We start from the raw sequence: 23,654 nt of genomic DNA, 5'->3' as shown, positions 1-23,654 counted from the left end.
ATTTCCGTTGACCACGTTGGTTGTGTAGGACTGTCTCGCCTTGCGGCTTTTGAACTTAGGAAATTCAACACGACCAGAGAAGAAGTTTTGGTATGCCTTCTGCAAATTCAGTTGAGCATTTGCCAACGCAAGGCTATCGACTTCTTTGAGCCATGCAAACTCCTTTTTGTACTTGGCAGGAGTCGGGAATTTTTGCTTTTTCAAGGCTTCTTTGTCGTCCTTGAACTTCTCATATGTTTCCTTTTGTTCAGCCAACATTTTATTGTAGACGAAACGAACGCAACCGAAGGTTTTCGCAAGAAATTGCTCTTGTTCTTGTGTTGGGTACAGACGGAACTTATATGCTTTGTTTGCCATATCGAATCACCTCGCTTCAATGGGCGCACCACCCGTTGTGAGTAAGCAAAAGCTTCTCAACATCGTGATTCCATTCTACTAAGGAAATATTGTAATTTTCACCCAGTCTAATTTCATTGATATATCAGCCTTTCATTTATATAAGACTAATTATATCATAGCAAAAAAAGACAACTTTAGGCTACGCCTAACCGAAATTCATCTCCTACTTTCACTGGTACTGGCACACCTTCACGTTTAGAAGTGGGAGACTTCTTTCGGAGGGAAGTTAAATTCTATCATATTGTACATGTTAAATATACAGAGTTGATTAACCCTTTTCTTTCTTATAAGATGAAAGAGTGTAATTAGAAGGGGGAAGTATTCTTCATGTCAGAAGCAGCTATAGCTTACCATCATACTAAAGGTTTTCAAAAACGTTTTTTTATTTTAGTCGCAACCGTTAGTATTTCTGGCTTTAGTCAGGGACTTTTATTATCTTTATTATCTGTAATCTTAGATCGCCAAGGGGTTCGAGCTGATTTCAACGGGCTAAGTTCTGCAGCTCTTTATGTAGGAATGCTGCTTGCTTCACCCTTTATGGAAGCACCTGTACGGAAATTTGGGTATAAACCGATTATTTTGTTTGGAATGAGTTTGTTAATCGGATCCATGATCCTATTTCCCTTATGGCTTAACTTTTATTTTTGGATTCTTTTACGTTTTCTTGTTGGGATTGGGGACAATGCCCTTCATTTTGCTACACAGGTATGGATTACTTCAACAGTGGCTGCTAATAAACGAGGAAGGAGTATTTCGCTTTATGGTCTTTCCTATGGGATTGGGTTTGCTGCTGGACCATTAGGATTAATGTTACTCCCTTATGGAGAATGGGTACCTTTTGCAGTTTCCGTGCTTCTCTTTTTCATTATTCTTATTCCGATCTTACGGTTACAAAATGAAAAGCCGAAATTAGGCCGAGAAACTCATGTAGAGAAGCGTTATCTGAAGGTGTATGCGATCGCAGGGGTTGCTTTAATGCCATTCTTTATCTATGGCTTTTTAGAATCTACACTTAACTCTATCTTTCCGATCTATGGGATGAGAACAGGACTAGAGCTCTCAACTATTTCTAAACTATTATCTGCTTTTGTGATCGGTAGTTTAATCTTGCAGCTTCCGCTTGGTACATTAAGTGATTATATCGGGAGAAGAAAAGTCTTAATTCTTGCTACTTTTAGTGGAGGAATTCTTTTTGCCCTCGTTCCTATGTTTCATACCACGATTCTTTTATATATCATCTTTACGTTAGCTGGCGGGCTAGTCGGATCATTGTATTCATTGGGCTTAGCTTATGTGGCCGATCTAATCGGACCAGCATTGATTCCAACTGCCAATATCATCGCTACCATTCATTTTGGGGTTGGTAGTATTATTGGGCCTTATCTAGGGGGAAGCTTCATTAATCATATTTCTCCACAAAGTTTGTTCTACTTAATTGGAGTCGTTGTCGTTTCTTTTGCATTTTTTGGGATCTTTAGTACATTAGTAAAAAGATGCATAAACAGAAGGAAAACTAATATATAAGAGCCATTGGATTATTCTCCAACGGCTCTTTCTGCGAGGACAGAAGCATTGACAACGCCAAAACCTTGGGCAAAGGATGAGGAATCTTTAAGCCTTGTTGCTGAGCGTCTTAGCATGTAAGAAAGCTGTTGAGGCGTTAAATTCGGGTATCTGCTTAACATCAGGGCAGCAACGCCTGAAACATGAGCAACAGCCATCGAGGTTCCGCTTAATTCTCTAAAGGAATCGTTCAACCAAGTAGAGGTGATTTTTTCCCCGGGTGCAGCTAAATCAATATTCGGGCCAATCGTACTAAATTTTGAAATTTGATCCTGTTCATTGATAGAACTTACAGCAATGGTCTCCTCAAATTGTGCTGGATATTCTAGCCGTCCCCTTGTACCTTTATTCCCAGATGCTGCAATCATAATAATACCTGCCTGATGGGCTCTAGCAATCGCTTCCCTAAAAGAAGCACTGGGTTCATTAAAACCAAAGCTCATATTAATAATCTGTATGCCATTGCCAATACACCAGTCAATGGCTTTAATAATATCAGACAGTTTTGCAGTACCGTCTTTATTAAAGGCTTTTACTGCATAAAGATCTACTTTTGGTGCAACACCTACTACACCAAACTGGTTATTTACCGCACCTATTGTACCGGCCACATGTGTTCCGTGTCCATTGTGATCATAGGGTGGAAGAAGAGGATTTAGAATATTGACTCCACCCTTGACATTGTTGTGTAGATCTGGATGGTCATAAGCAATCCCTGTATCAAGTACAGCAACGCGTACCCCTTTTCCTTGCGTTTTTGACCATGCCTTTTCTGCTCCGATTCTTCGAATCCCCCATGGAACAACTTGTGCCTTTGGTGTCACTTTCCCTTTCACAGGAATAAAGATTTGCACATCAATGTCTTCTTCAACTTGAAAAAGGGCTGGATGGTTCCTAAAGGCACTTGATGGATAATCTTTAGGGAACAACCCAACAAAAGCATGTAGGTGTTTAAGATATTTCAGGTTTCGAATTCGACAAAGACGTAAATCACGGTAACAGGCACGTGCTGATGCGTTTGGCCTAAGAAACAGAATTTTATGCTCATATTGTTGATTCCGTCTGCCCCGCTGATCTTCAATCCATTGTCTTAAAAAAAGATGAGGGTGCCAGGGATGAGGAGTCATTTTAATAACTCCCTTCTATTTTTTTTTCTTCTTCTTTGCCGTTTGTTCAATGGCTTTGTTTAATTTCCTTGCTTGTTGTTCTGTTAATAGATTTTCATTTTTTAAGAAATCAAGAGCAGCCCCTGCACTTCCCGTTTGCTGAATTTGATTCGCTAATTTTTTTAATTGATCTTTACTTGTTGGTGCATTGGTTACCCTTTGTACGTATTCTAAAAGTCCTTCTGTACCACTTGTATCCTTTACATGTTTTGCTTCATTTAAAAAACGGGTGAGCTGGTCTTCAGTCATGACATTTGTACCCATTACCGTATTAATTAAATCCACAAAATCCTTTTTTGTTGGTTTTTGTTCTGCCACAATGCATACCTCCCTTATATAATAACTTACTAGAGAAGGCTGAAATCTGTGATGGGATATTGCCTATAAATGCTTAAAAATTGAAAATTGGGCGTAAACAATAGTTGTTTGTAAACAATTGGGCGAAACGTCACCCATACTGGGTCATAGCATATAATGAGAGTCTTTAGAAAAGGGAATTAGAGGAGGAGTCAAAAAGTGAGTTCCCATCATAAAAACAGCAAGTCACAACAATCGTCAAAGACACCAAGACAAAAAAGAACCCCCAGAACATTAGTGATCGATGAGCAGCCGAATAGTCAATTACCAGCATTATTTCCAGAAGGATTTCGTTTAAAAAATTTTGATTTGGTCGGGAAAATAGATGATATGAGAGTCTTAACAAAAGAATTGTCGGTGATGGCTAGGCAATTAGAACAATGGATGAGTGTTGCTCATACTGTGGTTATGGCATTTAAGGATAATGGTGTTCTTCGAGAGGTAGTTAAAGCTTTAGCAAACGTAAATTTATCTGGAGGTGGAAATGGAACTTCTCAAGGGGAGACACCAAAGAATAAAGTAAAAAAACCTGCCCCACCACCATTTATGTTACCTTTTTTCGGTAATATGCAGAATAATGATGATAATGAAGAAGAGGACACATCAGAAAAAAGAAATCATTCCCAAGAAGAAAACCCCTTTGAAAACATCAATATTTTTGAAATCATTAAAAATCCTGCATTTCAAGATATGATGGCAAAACTGTTCTTACAAAAAAAATAATAGGAATCAACACATGAAAGAAGAAAGCCGATCTCATTCGGCTTTCTTCTTTGTGAGGTTGATGAGCCCTTGTTATTTTTGAAAGGTTACCCTTCCAAAAATGGTGATTAGCCTTTCCACATAAACTCCTCAGGAAATATAAACCAGAATATAACAATGAGCGTTAGTATGAAGAGAAGAAGGTGTCTAAGACTCCACTGCATCGATCACAGCTCCTTCCTTGGCTGTTTGCTAGGTGTCTTAATACTAACTTATGACAATCAAGCTTTAATGGCTTAGGCTAGACAACCATTTTTATAAAAATGGGCGAAAAACGCATAAAAATAGTACCTAAGACTGATTCTTAGGTACTCTTGGTAATAATATTCGAATATGCTTTACACGTGCTTCCACATCGATCCGATGGTTAGAACCAATTTGAACGATTGCTGCTGTGGACAACCCATTCACTTTGATGTTTCCCACTTGAATATACGGAGACTCATTTTTGATCTTCATTTGTAAAGGCTCTGTAATGGATGGTGTAGGTATCGGTTTTGTAAATAAGGGGTATTTTGAAAGATGATCTTCTTGGTCATCAAAGATAGGTAATTCTCTTTGCACAGCAAATACATTAGCACGGGGGGTAATAAAACGGCTATCACCCACCTGAAGAATCGATCCAAAAAGCATAAGCTTCACATTCACACTATTAACGACTGATATTCGTTTATTCATTCTTCCTCCATTATAGACGAACAAGCGGCAAGTATTGTACAGCCTCAGGTGGAGTATCAAAGATCGAAGAACTAGTAATCACTTCAGTGTCTCCTACTAGAAAGACAGAAGAAATAGCAACACCAATAACTTTTATATTTCCTACTGAGAGCTGTCGGTTGACGACAAAAAAGTTCATCATTTATTCTCCTTTTGCGGTAAGTTTTGAATAAAATACTCAATGGCTTGTTTTATGTCAGATATGATTTGCTGGACGATATTTTTTTCGATTTCTTGTTCATTTTCTTTATCCCAGTTTTTATACTGATTTAGATATAGATGGATACGTTCATCCATTTGCTTTTTGATATCTTCGATCACCATTTGTCTTTGTTGATCACTTTCTATTGTACGAAAGTATTTTTGTTCGATTTGATTGATGTCTTTAAAAACATCATGATTTAAATACTGTAGAACAGACTCTTGGATCTGTGTAAAAAGATCAGCGTGTTTTGTCGAATAAACTTTGACATCTTCAGCAACTTGTTGATTGACTGCTAGTTCTTCAAACATGCCTGAACCATTAGGAGTGAGTCCAATATTTAAGGTTCCTTCAAGGGTTTCAATTTTTAATTGATCAAATTTATACTCAATTTTTTCAATGTTTATTTGACGGTCTTTTTTTATTACTTCCATTTGTTCTTGCAATTGTAAGAGCAAAGCATTTAATTGATTGATACGATCGTTTTGACCTTTTACATGGGAATAAAGATGTTGAACATATTCATATAGATCTGAGTTGTCATGCATATACATCCCCCCTACATTGTTTTCCCTATTTTATGCACCTAATTAAAGTTAGGTGTTAGCCTAAAGACAAAAATTTAATAGGTTGGATGAGGAAACTGCGACCAAGGAGCTTGAGGTGGTCGAAGTTCTGGAACTGGTTCAGTAAATCCACCTGTATTGTAAAGCTGTGATAATGGCTTGATAATTCCGGCACTTCCAATTTGGAAAACCGATGAATTTCCAATACTGTTTATTCTTATATTATGAATAATAATCGTTTGGTTCACATGAAGATTCATGACGATTCCCCCCTACTAAGTGTTAACAGGGTTATCTGCTTCTAGTAAATCATTATCAAGTGTATTAGTATTGCTTAACCCATTATTGGTATTCAAAAAATCCCCAGTATTAAAGGATCCAGAACCTGCATAGGATTTTGAAGTAACTTTTGGCGAAAGGTATAAGGCATCGCCAATATTGACAATTCCACCAGTACCTACGCTGTTTATTTTCACTCCTCCTACGATTGAAGGCATATGCAAACATCCTTTACTTTATCATATAGTTGAATACCCATAAAAATTCTCATGATTTACTATATGTCTATTTAGAAATAATGGTTCCCCCTTATTCAACAATTGCATAGATTGATATAAAAATGCTTAAGGGAGGAAGAACAATGGCATTTAATCCTTTCGATTTTATAAAAAACAATCCATTTCAAGAGGATATATTTAAAGATAAAGATTTAGTTGAAGGTTTTTTTGGAGAGAATAATCCCTTTGATCAGCAGTTTTTTGATCGAGTATTTAAGAATGGAAAAGTTATGGGTGAGGATGCAAATTTTGATAAAAGGTTTTCTAGATCCGTACCGATGGATATTGTCCAAAAGCCATATGAGATGCTCTTTATCTTTGAAATTCCGGGAATTAAAAAAAATGACCTTCAGATTAAAATTGCTGGATCAAGACTAACGGTTGAAGGGGAGGTTCGATCAAATTACGATTTTTCGGAAAAGGAAATCATAAAATCAGAAAGAAAGTTAGGAAACTTTTCAAGAAGTGTGATGATTCCAGTCGTATTTGATAGTAAACGAATCTATGCTAGGTACCAAAATGGTCTATTAGAGATTAGAGTTCCTATTTTAAAAACAAATCGCACTGATATTGTGAATGTCCAATTTGTTCATGATGAAAAATAATTAAATTTTTGCTATTATGTTATTAAAGTATGCATTTGCTGAAGGAGAATCATATGGATGTATTTTTGGCCATGATCATTGGTTATTTGTTAGGATCTATTCCCTCTGCTTTAATCGTAGGTAAAAGGAAAAATATCGATATTCGCAAACATGGTAGTGGAAATATTGGTGGCACGAATACCTTCCGCGTTATGGGTAAAAAGGCGGGTTTTTTGGTTTCGATTGCTGATATTCTAAAAGGCGTAATTCCCACAGGGATCGCCCTTTACCTTGGTGGAGAAACGATTGCTGCTTTAACAGGTGTGGCAGCTAGTTTTGGTCATTCTTATTCAATTTTTGCCAAATTCAAAGGGGGGAAAAGTGTGGCGACAAGCGCCGGAGTGATGCTTGTTTTGAATCCTTTAACCGTTTTATTTGGTGCTATTGCTTTTGCCATTACTTTATTCACCACTAAATTTGTATCGTTATCATCCATGTTTGCAGCGATAACAGTAGGGATTTCTCTTTTTATTGTAGAGGAATCTATATCAATTAAATTAGCAGGGGTATTCTTTGTGTTGTTTATTATTTTCCGCCACCATTCAAATATTAAGCGTTTAATGGAAGGAACAGAAAACAAAGTTTTTCAAAAAAAGAAGTTATAATTGAGAGGAGTTAATCTATTGAAAGTCAGCGGGGAATTGAGAGAACTGGTACATAAAGTAGAGGAACCCGTTCAATATTTCTTACAGATCAATGAAGAAAATATTCATTTAAATCCATATATAGGAAAACAGATGAAACTAAGCTATCAAAATGAGATCCATTGTATTCATTGTGGTAGAAAAATCAAGAAATCATATAATAATGGTTCCTGTTATCCGTGTTTTGTCAAGTTACCACAAAATGACCTATGTATCGTAAAGCCACATGAGTGCCATTTTGATCAAGGTACTTGTCGTGATGAATCGTTTGCAGAAGATCATTGTATGGTGCCTCATTATGTATATCTGGCTTTAAGCAGTGATGTGAAAGTAGGGTTAACAAGAAAGACAAATGCTTTTAAACGTTGGGTAGATCAAGGAGCGGTTCAGTCAATCCCAATTGCTGAGCTTCCTACACGAAAAATGGCGGGTGAATTGGAATTTTATTTATCCCAGTTTATGCCAGATAAAACCAATTGGCGAAAGATGCTAAAAGGAGAAATTGCAGAAAAGGATCTTTTTAAAATCAGAGAGGAGATACGAGAAAAGATTCCTGAAGAATTCCACCCTTATTTATTAGAAGTTGAACAAATCCATGCATTTATTTATCCTATACTCGAGACCCTAGATCATATTTCTTCTCTAACTTTGGATAAGCAATCCAAAATTGAAGGCCGTTTACTTGGAATTAAAGGACAGTATTTACTTTTGGATTCCGGAGTGATCAATATCAAAAAACATGCTGGTTATCTTGTTCAAATTGAACTAATAGATGAATCAATTTAAAGAGTGTAATAAAACCAAGGAGTGGTTTTATTACACTCTTTTTTCTCACTTTAGAAAAGTATAAGTGCAACGGAGCAATTCCATTTTGTGTTTAATAGCGAGGAGGAACAAACATTGCAACAAGGACTTATTATTTGGTTTACCGGACATTCCAAATCGGGAAAAACGACATTATCAAAATTACTTTTCAGTGAATTGCAACAAAAAGGATACCGTTGTTATAGACTTGACAGTGATACACTACCTTTATCCATTATTAAACCTCAAGCCGATCGTTGGGAAGAAAGGCAAAGGTTAAAACTTGAAAATATATCTTTTCTTTCTCGTTTATTATATGATAATAACTATTTTGTCCTTATTGCATCCGTAGGAAGGTTTAGTGAATGGAGAGAACTGTTGAGAAAGCAAGTACCTAATTTTATTGAAATTTATCTCACTTGCCCATTAGAAGTAAGATTAGAACGTGATTTTGAAAAAAAATATCAAACTCATCGTGACTATTTTGATTATTACGAAAAACCTAATAATCCTGATGTTGTCATTGATACAAATCACAAGCAACCAAATGAAAGTGTAAATTTGATTATGCAATATCTTCAAATGAAAGGTTTTCTAAAGGGAAGATAATGCCCTTTTTCTACACCTCTTTTCTCTAAAGGGTTCTAATCCAATCCAATTTATCTTTGGATGAATAATTTAAATTAACAATCATATGGAAAAGAAGTGAATAACTATGCAAAAAGGGCTAGTGATTTGGTTCACCGGTTTACCCAATGCGGGAAAAACAACGATAAGCAAATTGTTGGAAAAAGAATTAAAATTAAAAGGTTATGATGTAGAACGAATTGATAGTGATGAAGTACCTCGTTCATTAACAAAAGAATTAAGTTCTGACTGGTTTATCAGGCAAAAGCAGAAATCCACGAATATTATCTATGTGGCAAAACTTCTGTATAAACATCGTATTATTGTCTTGATTTCTTCTGTAGGACGTTTGCGCAAAATGAGAGAGACTGCTCGTAACGAAATTGATGATTTTGTAGAGATCTATTTAAGATGTTCTTTGAATACAAGGTTAGAAAGAGATCAACTGGCTAAATATTCAAGATACCCTTCTACCATTCATTATTACGAAGAACCAAATCATCCAGAAATGATTATTGATACTGATCAGCTTTCTCCTAATGATGCAGTTCAACAAATATTAGACTATTTATCAGCCCATGGAATGATTGCAGGAGCAAAAGTGGATGAATACACATAGAATGAATTACGCCCTTTACCAAGGGATATGACGCTTTTACAAGATTATGAAAGCACGCAAAAATTGTCATAAAAGGGATGTTTTCAATGCTCTCTGCAAATGTTGATCTTTCACCAGATATAATAAAATCACTGATTGAGAAACATTACGATTTAAAAGTTCATTCAATGGTAAAAGTTCGGGCTGTCTATAAAGTGAACACGTCTGTTGGATTATTTGGATTTAAAGGTGCTGAAGAATTAACTGATCTGCCGTTGATTGCGAATTATCTTCAAAAGATTAGAGATCACGGTTATACAAAAATTCCTAATTTTCTTCGTTCAAAAGAAGGAAACTATTTAATCAAGTATGAGAAAAAAGATTATTTTATGGAGGAATGGCTTGATCTAGAAGAAATCCCCAATAAAAGCTATCCATATGTAAAAAAAATTGGAGAGACCTTGGCTGACTTTCATCATGCAACATTAGAAATTAGACCCGAACAAGATAGCGATAGATTTGAATGGGGAAAACAGCCAGATTTTCTTCAACATTCATATCAAAAACTTTTCGAATGGGATCAAAAATTTTTGTATAAATCCTTCAATTCATTGGAAAAACAAATGTTGGATTTTCTGCTTAAGCGAAACGAACTTGCATACCAATATATTAAAGATGTTGACTATCATGCACTTTTACAGTTCTATCCTGAATCAGCCGCTTTATGTCACGGAGCATTACAATCTCGAAATATCATGTTAGATGAAGCAGGAGAAATATGGCTTATCGATTTTGAAACATTAGCTTTTGCAGAACGTGTTAAAGATCTTGCTCATTTTCTTGAACATCATGCAAAACCCTACCACTGGGATACTCAGATGGTCTTTACATTTTTAAATGGTTATCAATCAAAATTATCTCGTCCAATCACTGATGATGAATGGAAGATTTTTTTCTCCTATTTAGCTTTTCCAAGAAGATTTTATAGCGGGTCGATTCGTTATTTTGATAAAAAAGATTTGAAGCCAAAAGATCTTTATAAATTAAAAGAAATGATAGAATCAGAAATAGATAAAGAACCACTATTTACACTATTTTGTCCCTAATATACACACCAGTATATTAGTTTTTTTTAACTTCTATTTTAGGACTAGCCCCATATACATGTAATAGAACATCAAAGGGGGAAGAATAATGGTCTTTAAAAAGAAGTGTCTTATTAGCCTAATACTTGTTATCTCACAAATCTTTTTCTACTTTTCTACAATAGGACAAGCTGAAAGTGCTAATCCAATCTATCAGACCTTATTATCAGGAAAGCGAATATTAAAGGAACGAAATTTTATAGAAGAGGAAAAAGCAACGGTCTATTTAACCTTTGATGATGGGCCAAGTGAATTAACTCCGAAGGTATTAGATATTTTAAAAAAGGAAGGAATAAAAGCAACCTTTTTTGTCGTAGGTAAAGCAGCAGAACAAAATAAAAAAATCATCAAAAGAATTGTGGAAGAAGGACATTCGATTGGAAATCACTCCTATACCCATCAGTATAAAAATTTGTACAGTAGTTTCTCAGATTTTTGGCAAGAAATTCAGAAAACAGAAAAAGTGATTTACGATATCACAGGGATTCGTACTTCCTTGGTTCGAACACCAGGAGGGACTTATAAGAACTGGGATAGTTTTTATTTCTATTTTATGGATCAAGCAGATTATTTGGTCTATGATTGGAATGTAGATAGTGGAGATTCCAAACGCATAGGTGTACCCGCTAAGGAAATCATTGCAACTGTAAAACAATCAAAAGTGACCAAAAAATTAATCGTGCTCATGCATGATAGCAAGTCACACGTAAATACAGTAGGAGCCTTACCATCGATCATCAAATATTACAAGGAGAAAGGATATCAATTTAAAGCGTTATCTGAACAAGTAGAACCTATTATCCAACCCGAAACGGCAACAAGATGGAAGAGAAATAATGAATTTGAAATTAGAGACACTTTCGTTAGAGAAGTGGAAAAGAAAAAAATTGCAGAAGTAGAGCAAAAAGAAGAGCAGAAGGATAAACTCGTTGATGTTTGGATGGTTGAACCTTATTACGAGAAGATTGGAGAGGTCATTTATTCTTATCAAGATGAGATGTGGTGGCTCCCTTTAAAACAGGCTCCAATCCTTCTTGATACAAGAGTAATGGTGGATGAACGGACGAAAATCATAAGACTATACAAAGAAAATACTTCGCTTATGATAAGAGGTCAAGAACTAAAACGAATCGGACAAGAATGGTATATACCATTGATACCTGCCATCCAAGTTTTTCAAAAGAACATTCACTGGAATGAGGAAATGACCTACTTGATTTTAGAACAGGATGATCAGGGATCATTTGTTACAAAAGAAGAATCGATTTGGAGTAAAATCATCTCAAGCTGGGAAACAGGATTTCAGACTATAGTGACCCGTCTTTCCAGGATTTACTTTACCTTTCCTTCTCTATTTTTGTATACTTATAGAAATTAGAAAATGTTTAAGAAAAGAGGTAAATAAATGGCATGGTTTGATGCTTTTGCAAAAGATTATGATACTTGGTATCAAACAAAGCTTGGCAACTTTGTCGATAGGGTTGAAAAGGAATTGATTGAATCATTAGCAAGTCCAAAACAAGGTGAGAAAGTGTTAGATATTGGTTCTGGCACTGGAACCTATTCATTATGGCTTGCTAGGAAAGGGTTAAATGTAATAGCCATCGATCAATCAGTAGAAATGATGAAGGTGGCCAAAGAAAAAGCGGAAGCGGAGAAGTTGTCGATTGATTGGAACTTAGGTGATGCTCACTATCTACCATTTCTTGGTAATAGTTTTGACTTAGTGATTTCTGTTACAGCGATAGAATTTATGGATCAACCTCAATTGGTTTTACGCGAGGCGATGAGAGTCCTAAAGCCAAACGGTCGGTTAGTAGTTGGTTTATTAACAAAGAAAAGCCCATGGGGAGAATTATATCGACAAAAAGCAATAGAAGATCCAAACAATTTATTTGCTAAGGCACATCTTTATACAGAGAAAGAACTAGAGGACTTATTACCCTATCCTTTAACGATTAAAAAAGGATTATATTTACCACCCGTTCTGGAATTTAATGAAAAAGATGCGTGGCAGCAAGAAAAAGAAAAACAGGAATTACAAGCAGAACAGGCAGGCTTTTTTGCCGTTCGCTGGGATAAGGAGGAGAAATGATGATATCCTGTCAGGTAGCTCTTTACCCGTTGGCTACAAAAGAGTTTGACCAAGTGATTGTAGAAGCCTTAGATGCTGTAAAACCGTTAAAAGAAGAAGGTTTAACGATAGAAGTAGGATCTATGAGTACGATTTTTAAAGGACCTGATGATCTAGTGTGGAAAGCGGTTCGCCTCTTATTTGATACAGCTAAGCAAAATGGGCAACAGATTGTGTTAAATACCCAGATTTCAAATGAATGTGGATGTGATCTTTAAGAAAGGGCATTTCAAATCTGAGGGGTTTCTCATTTCCTTTTGAAATAAGAAGCTCCTAACATAATTAGTGGAAGAATAAAACCAAGAGCAAGCATATAGGCAAACCATGTTGTAGTGATAAAATCGATAAAATCAGTAATACTTTCAATCATACTCATAGATAAGGCGATGGTAATGATCAATAACGGTATAACAATTGGTTGATAATCGGTAAGTTTAAAGATTTGGGTAAGGCTTAAAACCCCAGCATAAAAAGTAATTACCAATTTAATAAAAATTGTAATGATATAAGCTAAAATAATAAAGGATTCAATCCTTGTAAGAAAACCGCCAATATTGATTAAGCGAGCCATATTAAGGGGGGCAAAAATAGAGAGTTCAGTAGGCCTCACGTTTAACACAAGAATCGTACTAACAACTATAGCAAATAAAGAAAAGCCTGCCACTAGTCCACCACTAATCACAATTCTAGTTAAATGTTTGCGAATATTTAAAAATGGCAGGATCATCAGAAAAACTGTCATTTCTAAATAGGTAAAGCTTAGTGCCGTAAAGGACCCTTTTATTATAGGTTTTAGGCCATGAGTTAGAATAGGTGACAATCTTTCTAGTTTCATTAAAGGGATTACTAATGAAATAGTTAACCAAACACTTCCAACGGCCAAAAGGGAAATGATTTCATTTATACGGCCAATTGTTTCTAAGCCTTGTTTTGTTGCAAAAAAAACCAAAATACCTATCATTGCGATAAAAGCGATAATAGGGGTTTCTTTTAAGACAGTCGTTGTAATCATATCTCCTAATTCTCGTAAGAGAATACCAGATAAAAGAATAAAATAGGTGGCATAAATCAAGGCAATGATCGTACCGAATACTTTTCCAAAAAGCGTTTGGCTGATTTCGACCAGCGTTTGATTGGGGAAACGGTTTGCGATCATAACGAGGATTAACAATAAAAGACTACCAAGACCTATAGCAGCCAATAAAGAAATCCAGCTATCTTGCTTAGATTGACTAGTCACCATTCCTGGGACAAATATTAACGCACTCCCAATTATATAATTAATGATTAACAGCCAGAGCTGAAATTGATTAATCCTTCCATTTTTTAACATGGCGATCCCCCCCATATATATTATTCCCTTTATTGCATTTTGTAAAAGTGTAATATATAGTTATCCAAAGAATAGTGCAGCATTAAAGGAGGTAGCAGTGTTGAAGATAGGGGTAATAGGTTTAGGAAAAATTGCAGAAAAGGCATATCTTCCTGTGATAACCGCAATGAAAGGGATTGAGCTTATATTTGTAACCAGAAATAATGACAGATTAAACTTTTTAGCAGATAAATACCGAATAAGGCATCGTCTAAATCATGTAGATGAACTCATTGCTCAAAATGTGGATGCTGCTTTTGTTCATACAGCTACAGAAGCACATGCTTCAATTATTGAAAAATTATTAAAAAATAAAATACATGTTTACGTAGACAAACCAATTTCTTATTCAATTGAAGAAACGAGGAAAATCGTTCAACTGGCTAAAGATCAAAATGTAAAGCTAATGGTAGGTTTTAACCGTCGCTATGCCCCAATGTACAAGGACTTACCAGAAACTCAAGAACCTAAAATTATTATTATGCAAAAAAATAGGGTGAACAAGGTAAAAGAGATACGAGAGGTTATTTATGACGATTATATTCATATCGTTGACACATTAAGATATCTATCTAGAGGAGAAATTGATCATTTAGATGTTGATTCTGTTGTTCAAAATAGCAAGTTACACCAACTTGTAGTGAAGTTTAAGGGTAAGAATTTTACATCAATTGGGATAATGAATCGCGATCATGGAATTAATGAAGAGATACTTGAATATATCGTTCCAAAAAAGAAATGGATCGTTAAAAATCTGGTAGAGACCATACAATCTGAAAATGGTGAGGAGAAAATAGTTAAAAGCAATGATTGGGATTCTACATTATATCGAAGGGGATTTGTTGGAGTCATTGAAGATTTTATAAAAATAGTTTCTAAGGATCTTTCGACAATCAATTTAATGAATGATGCATTAGAAACCCATGAATGGTGTGAAAAGATTATTGAGAAAATAAAATAATGCAGTGAATAGATATTGACAATTTATAGTTTCAATATTATAGTTATAGTATAAGTGGTACGTACCACATGATGTGATTATATTTAAAATACAAGGAAAAGTGAAAGATGATGCGAATAATAGATAAGGGAAGTCGAATACCACTTTATTATCAGTTGATGGAGATTATTATTGATGAAATTGAAACTGGTAAGCTTAAAGAAAACGATCAAATACCTTCTGAACGCGAACTTTGTGAAAAATATGATATTAGCCGCGCCACAGTAAGGCAAGCGATTCAAGAGTTAGAAAAGGAAGGCTATATTTATAAACAACATGGAAAAGGGACTTTTGTTTCTCCAAAGGAGTTTAAACAGGATTTATTACATTTTTATAGCTTTACAGAAGAGATGAAAAAGCTTGGTAAAAATCCTACTTCAAAAGTGGTTGATTTTGAAGTTATTGAAAGCGATGCTAAGGTGGCAAAAAAAATGAATATTTCTATTGGAGATATTGTCTATAAATTTACTCGTTTACGCTTAGCTGACCAACAACCGATGATGCTTGAAACAACTTACTTGCTATATCATCGTTTTCCCAATATTAAACAAAGTGATCTTGAGCAGAAAGCTTTGTATGATATTTTGACTGAAAGATTTAATGTTAATTTCACAAAGGCAGTGGAAAGTTTTCAACCGGTAAATACGAGAAAACATGAGGCGGAATTACTTGAATATAAAGAAAACCATCCAAGTATGATGATCGAAAGAATAACCTACGATAAAATTGGTATTATTGAGTACACGGTAGGTATCGCAAGAGGTGATCGTTTTAAATATCGGGTAGTACTAAATATATAATTTTTTTCGTATAACTGGTAATGATGACATTATATCATTATATAATAATAAGATTTAAAGAATGATTTAAATATGAAGAAAGAAGAGGAGAGAATATGAGGCAACTATTCGGATATGATGAGGAATATTTAAAGAGTATATCTGGCTATGTTACAGCAAAAGAGATTCGACAACAACCTAGGTTATGGAAAGAAACTTTAGATATTGTAAAAGGAAACAAAGATTCTATTGATGCATTTTTAAATAAAGTTCTAAACAAGGATAATATAAGAATTATTTTCACTGGTGCAGGAACATCAGCATTTATTGGTGAGAGTATTGTTCCATATCTAAATAAAAAAGTCCCAGGGAAATTTGAATCTATAGCAACAACAGATATTGTATCTAACCCTGAAAATTATTTATTCGCAAATATTCCAACATTACTTGTTTCATTTGCTAGATCAGGAAATAGTCCTGAGAGTGTTGCTACTGTAGATCTAGCTAAACAAATTGTCAATGAGTTGTATCAAATTGTTATTACATGTAATTCTGAAGGAGATTTAGCCAAAAAGTCTCAAAATGATCCAAATAGTTTACTTCTACTCATGCCTGAGGATTCAAATGACCAAGGTTTTGCAATGACAGGTAGCTTTAGTTCTATGACATTAGCGGCTCTCTTGATTTTTGAGAATTTTGAAGAGATCGAGCAAGAGATTAACTTGATTATCAATAATGGTGAAAAAATATTAGAAAATATAGCTCCACTAATTAAAGCTTTGGCTGAAAACGATTTCAATAGAGTTATCTATTTAGGCTCTTCTTCATTAAAGGGATTGGCAACAGAGTCTGCATTGAAAACATTAGAACTAACAAAAGGTGAACTTGTTGCAACATATGATTCTTCTTTAGGATTTAGGCATGGGCCAAAAACAATTATCAATAATCAAACTTTGGTAGTTTCATATATTTCTAGCGATGAATATACACGGAAATATGAAATCGATTTGCTAAAAGAATTAGCTTCAGAAAAGGATTATCATAAGTTAATAGCGGTATCCTATGAAAAAAATCAAGAAATTGAAAGTTTAGTAGATGATTATATTTATATCAGCGACAAAGTAGAAGTTTATAAAGATGATGTTTATTTAATTTTTAATTATGTGTTAATGGCTCAAATGTTTGCATTGTTTAAATCGATTCAACTAGGGTATACTCCTGACAATCCGTGTCCTGACGGAAGTGTGAATAGGGTAGTAAAGGGTGTTAACATCCATCCTTATTTCATATAAATGCACAATTCCTTGTGAGAGGAGGAATCATTCTAAATTATTTTCTTAAACTAGGGTAAGTACATGATGAAGGAATTATTAAACGTTTAAAATCTAACTAGGTGGTGATTGAAATGGCAGAACCCAATATTTTATTAGCACGTATAGACAACCGATTAGTACATGGCCAAGTAGGGGTAACATGGACTACGACATTAGGTGCCAATTTATTAGTTGTTGTTGATGATCAAGTAGCAAAAGATCCTTTACAACAGCAATTGATGGCTGTAACAGCTGAATCATCTGGTGCGGGAATTAGATTTTTTACAGTAGAACATACCATTAATATTATTCATAAAGCTGCACCATCACAAAAAATCTTTATTGTATGTAAAACACCTGAAGAGATAAAGAAACTAATAGACGGTGGGGTACCTATCAAAGATGTAAATGTGGGTAACATGCACTTTTCACAAGGGAAACGTCAAATTAGTAAAAAGGTTTATGTAGATGATAAAGACTTAGAAAATCTACGTTACATTAAATCAAAAGGAATCAATGTATTTATACAAGATGTCCCTGGGGATATCAAAGAAAATATTGAGTAGGAGGGGATCTTATGCATGATATTACATTAGTGCAAGGTATATCTTTAGCAATCATGGCAATTATTGTTGGGATTGATTTTTGGCTTGAGGGTTTATTTATCTTTAGACCAATTATTGTTAGTACGTTAACTGGACTTATATTAGGAGATCTACAAACTGGTTTAATTGCTGGTGCATTAACTGAATTAGCATTTGCAGGGTTAACTCCTGCTGGTGGTACACAACCACCAAACCCAGTATTAGCTGGCGTGATGACAGTTGTGATAGCATATACAACTGGAACAGATGCAAAAACAGCGATTGGTTTAGCTTTACCTTTTAGCTTTTTAATGCAATATATCATTTTATTCTACTATTCAAGTTTTTCATTTTTTATGGCTAAGGCAGATAAATATGCTGAAGAAGCGGATATTAAATCTTTTATTAGATTAAATATTTTAACTACATCTATAGTAGCCGTGACTTATGGTATTGTTGTATTTTTAAGCACATATGTTGCCCAAGATGCAATGCAACTTTTAGTAAAATCAATGCCAGCATGGTTAACACATGGATTTGAAATCGCAGGGGGTATATTACCTGCTGTCGGATTTGGAATGTTATTAAAAGTAATGCTAAAAGGGCAGTATGTACCTTATCTAATTGTGGGATTTTTAGTAGCATCCTTTATTCCTTTTTCTAATCTATTACCTGTTGCTATGGTTGGGGCTGCATTCGCCATTTATGAATACTTCAATGCGAAAAACAAGGCTCAATTAGTACAAAAAGTTGCTGTGGAAGGAGATGACTATAGTGAAGGAATCTAATAAAGTATTAACAAAAAAGGATATTACTAAATTAGGGTTATTATCCTCATTCCTGCAAGCTAGCTTTAACTATGAGAGAATGCAAGCGGGTGGTTTTACTGTTGCACAATTACCATTCATAAAGAAAATATACAAAGATGACAAAAAAGGTCTCTCTGAAGCAATGAAAGACAATTTGGAGTTTATCAACACACATCCAAACTTAGTCGGCTTTTTAATGGGATTATTATTATCTTTAGAGGAAGGAAAAGAAGACAGAAACTTAATAAAAGGTTTAAAAGTTGCATTGTTTGGGCCATTAGCAGGAATAGGGGATGCAATCTTTTGGTTTACGATTCTACCCATCGTGGCAGGGATAAGTGCATCATTTGCTGAACAAGGAAGTATTTTAGGGCCAATTATTTTCTTTAGCGTTTATTTAACTATATTTGCTTTTCGTATCGTATGGACTCACCTAGGTTACAATCTGGGTGTAAAAGCGATTGAAAAAATAAAGACTAGTTCACAAACGATCTCTAAAGCTGCAACTATTCTCGGAGTTACAGTTATTGGTGGTCTAATAGCATCTTATGTGCATATCAATATTTTAACTGAGGTCGCAATCAATGCAGAACATTCGGTATCATTACAAACTGATTTCTTTGACAAAATATTCCCAAATATTTTACCAATGGCTTATACATTGCTTATGTTCTACTTCTTGAAAAAGAAAAAAGTTAGCCCTGTTGTATTAATCTTGGGAACATTTATTATGGCGATTGTGATGTCCGTGTTAGGAGTGTTATAAAATGAAAAGAATCATGAAAAAAATCATGATTGTAAGCGGACATGGAAACTATGCAACTGGATTACAAAATTCAATTGAATTATTAGCGGGGAAAAATGATGATTTATACTTTATTGATTTTACAGCAAATGATACGGATTTAACTTTAAAGGAAAAAATGGCAAATGTGGTAAAAGAAAATCAAGATTCACAAATATTATTTATCTGTGATATTCTTGGAGGCACACCTTTTAAAGTTGCAGCAGAAATTGCTAATGATCATAATTATATGGAAGTAGTTGCTGGATGTAATATTGCTTCAATATTAGAAGCGCTATTCCAAAAGGAAACTCTTTCTATAAGCGAATTAGCAGATTTTATTGTTTACTCAAGTAAACAAGCAACAATTAGATTTCAGAAGATCACCAATTTTCAAGTAGAAAGTAATCAAGAATTAGAGGAAGGAATTTAATCAAGAAAGAAAGCAGAGTTGTTTTATTAAAATAAACTCTGCTTTTTACAATACTATAAGGAGAAAAAGCAATGAGGATATTAGGAATTGATAGCAACGAATTAAAGAGAATCGAAGGATATCATACAAGTTATGAGATGGTGAACCAACCAAATCTTTGGCTCGATGGAGTGAACATCATTAAAGAAAATAGAAGTAAAATAGAATCCTTTTTGAATGAAGTTTTCTCGATAGAGGGATTAAAAATATATTTGGTTGGTGCTGGAAGTTCTGCAAAGGCGGCATCGATTGTACAGAATTATATACTGAGAAAGACAAATAAAGAAGTCTTCGCTATAGCATCAACAGCTTTATTAACCCATCCTGAGCAGCATATTTTAGATGATAGCCCAGTTCTATTGGTCTCTTTAGGAAGCTCAGGTAATACGACAGAAGCACTAGAGGCTGTTGAAATTTTTAAGAGCAAAAGTAAAAAATTATATCAATTATTGATCATTTGTTCTGAAGAAGGGGAAATTGTTAAAAGATATATGAATGAAGAAGGGGTACTTTATATCCCTATTCCCAAAGGAACTAAAGGGAAAAGCTTTGCAGCTACTGGTGAGTTTACTCTATTAGTTCAATACGCCTTAATGATTTTTGATATTCATAACTTTGATTACTATAATAGTATGTTTAAACACATTGTTTCTGATGTTGAAACGTTCTTTAAAGAAGATATATATAAGGTTCATGCAATAAGCAATAGAACATATGATAATGTTGTGAGTCTAGGTTCTAATGTTTTAACCTTTTTGGCATCAGAGATGTGTTTAAAAATCAGTGAACTTTCAAGTGGTTTACAGAGTTCCGAATTCCATTCCATACTAGAATTTAGACATGGTCCTAAATTGGTAATGAACTCAAACACTTTAATCACGTTCTTTTTTAGTCAAGATGATCATGCAATAAAATATGAAAAAGATATGTTAAAAGAATGTTATCAAGATAAAAAGAACAGCACTATTGTAGCAGTATCAATGAACTATGATAGTGAAATTGACGAAAATAGCGATTATTATTTTTGTTTTAATAAAGGTCAATTTAATTATTTAGATGATTCCCATATTATTTTTCAATATTCTATATATTTACAAGCCTTGGCTATATTAAAGTCAATTCAGCTAAAAGTTTCACCTGATCATCCGGATCAAACCGGTGCCGTGAATAAGGTTGCTCAAGGTGTAAATATTTATAAAACAAGCCAATTGTGTAACTCGTTCAATTGACGAGAATGACACCACTTATGCGATCCAAAGGTTTTATTATAATATTGAATTACTAAATAACTAATTGTTTTAAAATTTAAAAAAGAATATCTTATAATTGGTACGTACGTCATAATATCATGATTTATGCTATAATAAATGAGATTCAACTATAAGGAGGAAATAAGATGCCGATTGTATCGACAAAAGAAATGCTTCTTGATGCCCAAAAAAGAAAATATGCAGTACCCGCTTTTAATATTCATAATTTAGAAACGGTTCAAGTCGTGGTTGATGCTGCTGCTGAGTTACATTCTCCTATTATTCTTGCTGCTACTCCAAGTACCGTAAAATATGCCGGTTCAGATTACTTATTAGCCATCGCAAATGTTGCTGCAGCTAGATATAAAATACCTATTGCTCTTCATCTAGACCATTCAGAAGATATTGATTACATTAAACAATGTATTGATTTGGGGTACAAATCGGTTATGATCGATGCCTCTCATGATCCATTTGAGGAAAATATTCGAAAGGTAACAGAAGTGGTTAATTATGCACATCGATTTGGAGTAACAGTGGAAGCTGAATTAGGACGACTTGGTGGGCAAGAAGATGATTTAGTCGTAGATGAAAAAGATTCAATATTTACAGATCCGGAAAAAGCTGTTGAATTTGTTGAAAGAACGAAAATAGACTCATTAGCTGTAGCAATTGGAACAGCTCATGGATTATATAAAGCTGAACCAAAATTAGACTTTGATCGGCTTGAACGGATAAATCAACGAATAGAGATACCATTAGTTCTTCATGGGGCTTCGGGAATTCCAGATAAAGATGTAAGAAGATCGATTGAACTAGGAATTACCAAAGTAAATATTGCAACAGAATTAAAGATTCCATTTTCTAATGCGGTAAAGCAATTTTTTAATGAACATCCAGAGGAAAGTGACCCAAGAAAATATTTGACTCCTGGTAAAGAAGCGATGAAAAAGGTAACGATTGAAAAAATTAAGTTATGCGGTAGTGATGGCAAGGCTTTATAAGGAAGTGATTCTTTTTGATAACAACCATAACTTTAAATCCATCAATTGATCGAAGATATGTCGTCCAAGATTTTCAAGTTGGACATATATTTCGAACAAGGCAATTTGAAGCAACAGCAGGTGGAAAAGGACTTAATGTTGCTAGGGTCGCAAAACAATTAGGAGAAGAAGTTTTCACAACTGGCTTTTTAGCGGGAAGAAACGGTGACTTCATTGCAGAACAGTTAAATCGTATAGATGTTAAAAGTAATTTTATTAGGATTGATGGTGAAACACGTAACTGTATAGCGATTTTATCGAACAGTGGTATGCAAACTGAAATATTAGAATCTGGTCCAAAAGTTACGCCAGATCAAATAGGCATTTTTTTCTACGAATATGAAAGAATACTACAAGATAGTTCAGTGATAGTTGCATCAGGTAGTTTACCCGAAGGGGTACCTATATCCATGTATTACGAGTTAATCATTAGGGCAAAGAAAAAGGGGAAAAAATTTATTTTGGATACAAGTGGTCTTGCATTAAAAGAAGGAGTCAAAGCTTCCCCTTATTTGATTAAACCAAACAAAAGAGAATTAGAATCACTAATGAATCGACCTATTGACACAGAAGAAGAGATCATTGAAGCTGTCAAAGAAATTAGTCAAAATAGTATTGAATTTGTAGTTGTTTCCTTGGGAAGTGATGGTGCAATCATAATCCATAAAGATATAGGGTATAAGGTGAAAACCCCAAAAATAAAAGTAAAGAATCCAGTTGGGTCAGGGGATTCCATGGTTGCAGGCTTTGCAATTGGACTTAACAGAAACTATGAAATAGAAGAAATGTTAAAATTCGGCGTGGCATGTGGAACTGCAAATGCAATGGAAATGGGTACAGGGCAAATTCGGAAAGAAATTGTAGAATCAATTTTTAAGAAAGTTACAGTAGAAAAGGTAAAAGTATAATTACTCAAATTTTATTTAAACGGGAGATGGAAGTAATGCTATCAAAACAAGTTATCATTAATAATGAAACAGGATTACATGCAAGACCTGCTTCGATGTTAGTTAAAGAAGCTAGTAAATATCAAAGTGAGATTATCATTACAGTAGATGATAAAGAATGCAAAAAGTATCATGAGCGTATTAGCTTTAGGAGCTAAAAAAGGACAAACAGTTCAAATTCGTGTAAATGGTCTTGATGAAGAAAATGCTTTAGAAGGTGTGCACTCATTATTTGAACAAAACTTTGGGGAGTAAGGAGAAACTCATTAAACCTAATGCATATAACCGTTGAATGTTTTTATACTAAACAATATGAATATAAATTCAGAGTCAAGAGGGGAGAATATCCCCTCTATTTGATAACTTCATACAATGATTTCATTATTCTTAACAAATGGTATAGACAACTAGTTATC

General features: G+C 34.4%; 32 protein-coding genes. 23 read left to right on the top strand and 9 right to left on the bottom strand.

Annotation, left to right across the window (positions count from 1 at the left end):
• The coding region (locus tag TEPIDINF_RS08935; protein WP_421691794.1) for a helix-turn-helix domain-containing protein at positions 1 to 357 on the bottom strand (357 nt) is incomplete at its 3' end.
• 369 nt (positions 358 to 726) lie between these two features.
• Between TEPIDINF_RS08935 and TEPIDINF_RS08930 the strand changes: the two genes are divergently transcribed.
• The gene (locus TEPIDINF_RS08930; protein ID WP_068725837.1) at positions 727 to 1,923 is read left to right on the top strand and encodes an MFS transporter; all 1,197 of its coding nucleotides are present in this window, start codon (positions 727 to 729) and stop codon (positions 1,921 to 1,923) included.
• Between the two features lie 11 nt (positions 1,924 to 1,934).
• Here TEPIDINF_RS08930 and TEPIDINF_RS08925 read toward each other — a convergent pair whose 3' ends face one another.
• Together TEPIDINF_RS08925 and TEPIDINF_RS08920 are read right to left on the bottom strand one after the other, a co-directional pair.
• Complete coding sequence (locus TEPIDINF_RS08925) at positions 1,935 to 3,089, bottom strand: S8 family peptidase (protein WP_068725835.1); 1,155 nt, start codon at positions 3,087 to 3,089, stop codon at positions 1,935 to 1,937.
• Between the two features lie 15 nt (positions 3,090 to 3,104).
• Positions 3,105 to 3,446, bottom strand: coding sequence for a hypothetical protein (locus TEPIDINF_RS08920; protein ID WP_069800733.1), 342 nt, complete (start codon positions 3,444 to 3,446; stop codon positions 3,105 to 3,107).
• Between the two features lie 198 nt (positions 3,447 to 3,644).
• Between TEPIDINF_RS08920 and TEPIDINF_RS08915 the strand changes: the two genes are divergently transcribed.
• A complete protein-coding gene (locus tag TEPIDINF_RS08915; RefSeq protein ID WP_421691793.1) occupies positions 3,645 to 4,208 on the top strand; it encodes a hypothetical protein in 564 nt (187 codons plus the stop codon).
• Positions 4,209 to 4,538: 330 nt separating this feature from the next.
• Here the strand turns inward: TEPIDINF_RS08915 and TEPIDINF_RS08910 are convergent, their stop codons facing one another.
• From TEPIDINF_RS08910 to TEPIDINF_RS08890, 5 genes are all read right to left on the bottom strand, one after another.
• A complete protein-coding gene (locus TEPIDINF_RS08910) occupies positions 4,539 to 4,925 on the bottom strand; it encodes a spore germination protein GerPE (RefSeq protein ID WP_421691792.1) in 387 nt (128 codons plus the stop codon).
• A gap of 10 nt (positions 4,926 to 4,935) precedes the next feature.
• A complete protein-coding gene (locus tag TEPIDINF_RS08905) occupies positions 4,936 to 5,103 on the bottom strand; it encodes a spore gernimation protein GerPD (RefSeq protein ID WP_421692158.1) in 168 nt (55 codons plus the stop codon).
• A complete protein-coding gene (gerPC, locus tag TEPIDINF_RS08900; RefSeq protein ID WP_421691791.1) occupies positions 5,103 to 5,714 on the bottom strand; it encodes a spore germination protein GerPC in 612 nt (203 codons plus the stop codon). Before gerPC ends, TEPIDINF_RS08905 begins: the two co-directional genes overlap by 1 nt.
• Positions 5,715 to 5,788: 74 nt before the next feature.
• A complete protein-coding gene (locus TEPIDINF_RS08895; protein WP_068725821.1) occupies positions 5,789 to 5,992 on the bottom strand; it encodes a spore germination protein GerPB in 204 nt (67 codons plus the stop codon).
• Positions 5,993 to 6,007: 15 nt separating this feature from the next.
• A complete protein-coding gene (locus TEPIDINF_RS08890) occupies positions 6,008 to 6,229 on the bottom strand; it encodes a spore germination protein (protein ID WP_068725813.1) in 222 nt (73 codons plus the stop codon).
• Positions 6,230 to 6,372: 143 nt separating this feature from the next.
• On the opposite strand from TEPIDINF_RS08890, the gene TEPIDINF_RS08885 reads away from it, so the two are divergent.
• The 9 genes from TEPIDINF_RS08885 (at position 6,373) to TEPIDINF_RS08845 (ending at position 13,103) form a co-directional block, all read left to right on the top strand.
• Positions 6,373 to 6,894 (top strand): Hsp20/alpha crystallin family protein, encoded by a 522-nt coding sequence (locus TEPIDINF_RS08885; protein WP_421691790.1) that lies wholly within the window; start codon positions 6,373 to 6,375, stop codon positions 6,892 to 6,894.
• A gap of 53 nt (positions 6,895 to 6,947) precedes the next feature.
• Positions 6,948 to 7,538 carry a glycerol-3-phosphate 1-O-acyltransferase PlsY gene (plsY, locus tag TEPIDINF_RS08880; protein ID WP_069800723.1) on the top strand — a complete coding sequence of 197 codons (591 nt, stop codon included), beginning with the start codon at positions 6,948 to 6,950 and terminating at the stop codon, positions 7,536 to 7,538.
• Positions 7,539 to 7,556: 18 nt separating this feature from the next.
• Positions 7,557 to 8,363 carry a DUF2797 domain-containing protein gene (locus tag TEPIDINF_RS08875; RefSeq protein ID WP_069800721.1) on the top strand — a complete coding sequence of 269 codons (807 nt, stop codon included), beginning with the start codon at positions 7,557 to 7,559 and terminating at the stop codon, positions 8,361 to 8,363.
• 114 nt (positions 8,364 to 8,477) lie between these two features.
• A complete protein-coding gene (locus tag TEPIDINF_RS08870) occupies positions 8,478 to 8,990 on the top strand; it encodes an adenylyl-sulfate kinase (protein ID WP_421691789.1) in 513 nt (170 codons plus the stop codon).
• Positions 8,991 to 9,096: 106 nt separating this feature from the next.
• On the top strand, positions 9,097 to 9,627 hold the full coding sequence (locus TEPIDINF_RS08865; protein WP_421691788.1) for an adenylyl-sulfate kinase: 531 nt from the start codon (positions 9,097 to 9,099) through the stop codon (positions 9,625 to 9,627).
• Between the two features lie 86 nt (positions 9,628 to 9,713).
• Positions 9,714 to 10,712 carry a phosphotransferase gene (locus tag TEPIDINF_RS08860; protein ID WP_421691787.1) on the top strand — a complete coding sequence of 333 codons (999 nt, stop codon included), beginning with the start codon at positions 9,714 to 9,716 and terminating at the stop codon, positions 10,710 to 10,712.
• Between the two features lie 88 nt (positions 10,713 to 10,800).
• Positions 10,801 to 12,129: a polysaccharide deacetylase family protein gene (locus TEPIDINF_RS08855; protein WP_421691786.1), complete on the top strand. Its 1,329-nt coding sequence runs from the start codon at positions 10,801 to 10,803 to the stop codon at positions 12,127 to 12,129.
• A gap of 27 nt (positions 12,130 to 12,156) precedes the next feature.
• Entirely contained in the window at positions 12,157 to 12,846 is a 690-nt protein-coding gene (locus tag TEPIDINF_RS08850) for a class I SAM-dependent methyltransferase (RefSeq protein WP_421691785.1), read from the top strand.
• Entirely contained in the window at positions 12,843 to 13,103 is a 261-nt protein-coding gene (locus tag TEPIDINF_RS08845) for a YkoF family thiamine/hydroxymethylpyrimidine-binding protein (protein WP_082732481.1), read from the top strand. The genes TEPIDINF_RS08850 and TEPIDINF_RS08845 overlap by 4 nt, the downstream gene beginning before the upstream one ends.
• Positions 13,104 to 13,132: 29 nt before the next feature.
• On the opposite strand, the gene TEPIDINF_RS08840 is transcribed toward TEPIDINF_RS08845, so the two are convergent.
• Entirely contained in the window at positions 13,133 to 14,218 is a 1,086-nt protein-coding gene (locus TEPIDINF_RS08840; protein WP_421691784.1) for a GerAB/ArcD/ProY family transporter, read from the bottom strand.
• Between the two features lie 100 nt (positions 14,219 to 14,318).
• Between TEPIDINF_RS08840 and TEPIDINF_RS08835 the strand changes: the two genes are divergently transcribed.
• The 12 genes from TEPIDINF_RS08835 to TEPIDINF_RS08780 all read left to right on the top strand — a co-directional run bounded on the left by TEPIDINF_RS08835 (position 14,319) and on the right by TEPIDINF_RS08780 (position 23,493).
• Positions 14,319 to 15,218, top strand: a complete 900-nt coding sequence (locus TEPIDINF_RS08835) for a Gfo/Idh/MocA family protein (protein WP_421691783.1) — start codon at positions 14,319 to 14,321, stop codon at positions 15,216 to 15,218.
• Between the two features lie 107 nt (positions 15,219 to 15,325).
• The gene (locus TEPIDINF_RS08830) at positions 15,326 to 16,057 is read left to right on the top strand and encodes a GntR family transcriptional regulator (RefSeq protein WP_421691782.1); all 732 of its coding nucleotides are present in this window, start codon (positions 15,326 to 15,328) and stop codon (positions 16,055 to 16,057) included.
• Positions 16,058 to 16,152: 95 nt separating this feature from the next.
• On the top strand, positions 16,153 to 17,328 hold the full coding sequence (locus TEPIDINF_RS08825) for an SIS domain-containing protein (RefSeq protein WP_421691781.1): 1,176 nt from the start codon (positions 16,153 to 16,155) through the stop codon (positions 17,326 to 17,328).
• Between the two features lie 113 nt (positions 17,329 to 17,441).
• Complete coding sequence (gene agaB / locus TEPIDINF_RS08820; protein WP_069800702.1) at positions 17,442 to 17,915, top strand: PTS galactosamine transporter subunit IIB; 474 nt, start codon at positions 17,442 to 17,444, stop codon at positions 17,913 to 17,915.
• Positions 17,916 to 17,926: 11 nt separating this feature from the next.
• Positions 17,927 to 18,721 carry a PTS galactosamine transporter subunit IIC gene (gene agaC / locus TEPIDINF_RS08815; RefSeq protein WP_421691780.1) on the top strand — a complete coding sequence of 265 codons (795 nt, stop codon included), beginning with the start codon at positions 17,927 to 17,929 and terminating at the stop codon, positions 18,719 to 18,721.
• Positions 18,699 to 19,508 carry a PTS galactosamine transporter subunit IID gene (gene agaD / locus TEPIDINF_RS08810; protein ID WP_421691779.1) on the top strand — a complete coding sequence of 270 codons (810 nt, stop codon included), beginning with the start codon at positions 18,699 to 18,701 and terminating at the stop codon, positions 19,506 to 19,508. Before agaC ends, agaD begins: the two co-directional genes overlap by 23 nt.
• Position 19,509: 1 nt before the next feature.
• Entirely contained in the window at positions 19,510 to 19,959 is a 450-nt protein-coding gene (locus TEPIDINF_RS08805; RefSeq protein ID WP_421691778.1) for a PTS sugar transporter subunit IIA domain-containing protein, read from the top strand.
• A gap of 71 nt (positions 19,960 to 20,030) precedes the next feature.
• Positions 20,031 to 21,227 carry an SIS domain-containing protein gene (locus tag TEPIDINF_RS08800; RefSeq protein WP_421691777.1) on the top strand — a complete coding sequence of 399 codons (1,197 nt, stop codon included), beginning with the start codon at positions 20,031 to 20,033 and terminating at the stop codon, positions 21,225 to 21,227.
• Positions 21,228 to 21,394: 167 nt separating this feature from the next.
• A complete protein-coding gene (locus TEPIDINF_RS08795; RefSeq protein WP_421691776.1) occupies positions 21,395 to 22,252 on the top strand; it encodes a tagatose bisphosphate family class II aldolase in 858 nt (285 codons plus the stop codon).
• 14 nt (positions 22,253 to 22,266) lie between these two features.
• Positions 22,267 to 23,199, top strand: a complete 933-nt coding sequence (gene pfkB, locus TEPIDINF_RS08790) for a 1-phosphofructokinase (protein ID WP_421691775.1) — start codon at positions 22,267 to 22,269, stop codon at positions 23,197 to 23,199.
• Between the two features lie 35 nt (positions 23,200 to 23,234).
• Positions 23,235 to 23,396: an HPr family phosphocarrier protein gene (locus tag TEPIDINF_RS08785; RefSeq protein ID WP_421691774.1), complete on the top strand. Its 162-nt coding sequence runs from the start codon at positions 23,235 to 23,237 to the stop codon at positions 23,394 to 23,396.
• The gene (locus TEPIDINF_RS08780) at positions 23,347 to 23,493 is read left to right on the top strand and encodes an HPr family phosphocarrier protein (RefSeq protein ID WP_421691773.1); all 147 of its coding nucleotides are present in this window, start codon (positions 23,347 to 23,349) and stop codon (positions 23,491 to 23,493) included. Before TEPIDINF_RS08785 ends, TEPIDINF_RS08780 begins: the two co-directional genes overlap by 50 nt.
• Positions 23,494 to 23,654: the final 161 nt, after the last annotated feature.

Source organism: Tepidibacillus infernus (genome assembly GCF_048898065.1).
Lineage (GTDB): Bacteria > Bacillota > Bacilli > Tepidibacillales > Tepidibacillaceae > Tepidibacillus_B > Tepidibacillus_B infernus.
This window is presented reverse-complemented; position numbering and strand designations above follow the sequence as displayed.

What these genes read in the sequence shown, in the direction of transcription:
- TEPIDINF_RS08840 (WP_421691784.1), bottom strand. Translation starts at nt 14,218, where the DNA reads ATGTTAAAAAATGGAAGGATTAATCAATTTCAGCTCTGGCTGTTAATC.
- TEPIDINF_RS08865 (WP_421691788.1), top strand. Translation starts at nt 9,097, where the DNA reads ATGCAAAAAGGGCTAGTGATTTGGTTCACCGGTTTACCCAATGCGGGA.
- agaC (WP_421691780.1), top strand. Translation starts at nt 17,927, where the DNA reads ATGCATGATATTACATTAGTGCAAGGTATATCTTTAGCAATCATGGCA.
- TEPIDINF_RS08910 (WP_421691792.1), bottom strand. Translation starts at nt 4,925, where the DNA reads ATGAATAAACGAATATCAGTCGTTAATAGTGTGAATGTGAAGCTTATG.
- TEPIDINF_RS08830 (WP_421691782.1), top strand. Translation starts at nt 15,326, where the DNA reads ATGATGCGAATAATAGATAAGGGAAGTCGAATACCACTTTATTATCAG.
- gerPC (WP_421691791.1), bottom strand. Translation starts at nt 5,714, where the DNA reads ATGCATGACAACTCAGATCTATATGAATATGTTCAACATCTTTATTCC.
- TEPIDINF_RS08885 (WP_421691790.1), top strand. Translation starts at nt 6,373, where the DNA reads ATGGCATTTAATCCTTTCGATTTTATAAAAAACAATCCATTTCAAGAG.
- TEPIDINF_RS08850 (WP_421691785.1), top strand. Translation starts at nt 12,157, where the DNA reads ATGGCATGGTTTGATGCTTTTGCAAAAGATTATGATACTTGGTATCAA.
- TEPIDINF_RS08890 (WP_068725813.1), bottom strand. Translation starts at nt 6,229, where the DNA reads ATGCCTTCAATCGTAGGAGGAGTGAAAATAAACAGCGTAGGTACTGGT.
- TEPIDINF_RS08905 (WP_421692158.1), bottom strand. Translation starts at nt 5,103, where the DNA reads ATGAACTTTTTTGTCGTCAACCGACAGCTCTCAGTAGGAAATATAAAA.
- TEPIDINF_RS08845 (WP_082732481.1), top strand. Translation starts at nt 12,843, where the DNA reads ATGATGATATCCTGTCAGGTAGCTCTTTACCCGTTGGCTACAAAAGAG.
- TEPIDINF_RS08930 (WP_068725837.1), top strand. Translation starts at nt 727, where the DNA reads ATGTCAGAAGCAGCTATAGCTTACCATCATACTAAAGGTTTTCAAAAA.
- agaB (WP_069800702.1), top strand. Translation starts at nt 17,442, where the DNA reads ATGGCAGAACCCAATATTTTATTAGCACGTATAGACAACCGATTAGTA.
- TEPIDINF_RS08895 (WP_068725821.1), bottom strand. Translation starts at nt 5,992, where the DNA reads ATGAATCTTCATGTGAACCAAACGATTATTATTCATAATATAAGAATA.
- TEPIDINF_RS08780 (WP_421691773.1), top strand. Translation starts at nt 23,347, where the DNA reads ATGATAAAGAATGCAAAAAGTATCATGAGCGTATTAGCTTTAGGAGCT.
- TEPIDINF_RS08795 (WP_421691776.1), top strand. Translation starts at nt 21,395, where the DNA reads ATGCCGATTGTATCGACAAAAGAAATGCTTCTTGATGCCCAAAAAAGA.
- TEPIDINF_RS08925 (WP_068725835.1), bottom strand. Translation starts at nt 3,089, where the DNA reads ATGACTCCTCATCCCTGGCACCCTCATCTTTTTTTAAGACAATGGATT.
- agaD (WP_421691779.1), top strand. Translation starts at nt 18,699, where the DNA reads ATGACTATAGTGAAGGAATCTAATAAAGTATTAACAAAAAAGGATATT.
- plsY (WP_069800723.1), top strand. Translation starts at nt 6,948, where the DNA reads ATGGATGTATTTTTGGCCATGATCATTGGTTATTTGTTAGGATCTATT.
- TEPIDINF_RS08785 (WP_421691774.1), top strand. Translation starts at nt 23,235, where the DNA reads ATGCTATCAAAACAAGTTATCATTAATAATGAAACAGGATTACATGCA.
- TEPIDINF_RS08825 (WP_421691781.1), top strand. Translation starts at nt 16,153, where the DNA reads ATGAGGCAACTATTCGGATATGATGAGGAATATTTAAAGAGTATATCT.
- TEPIDINF_RS08860 (WP_421691787.1), top strand. Translation starts at nt 9,714, where the DNA reads ATGCTCTCTGCAAATGTTGATCTTTCACCAGATATAATAAAATCACTG.
- TEPIDINF_RS08800 (WP_421691777.1), top strand. Translation starts at nt 20,031, where the DNA reads ATGAGGATATTAGGAATTGATAGCAACGAATTAAAGAGAATCGAAGGA.
- TEPIDINF_RS08855 (WP_421691786.1), top strand. Translation starts at nt 10,801, where the DNA reads ATGGTCTTTAAAAAGAAGTGTCTTATTAGCCTAATACTTGTTATCTCA.
- TEPIDINF_RS08805 (WP_421691778.1), top strand. Translation starts at nt 19,510, where the DNA reads ATGAAAAGAATCATGAAAAAAATCATGATTGTAAGCGGACATGGAAAC.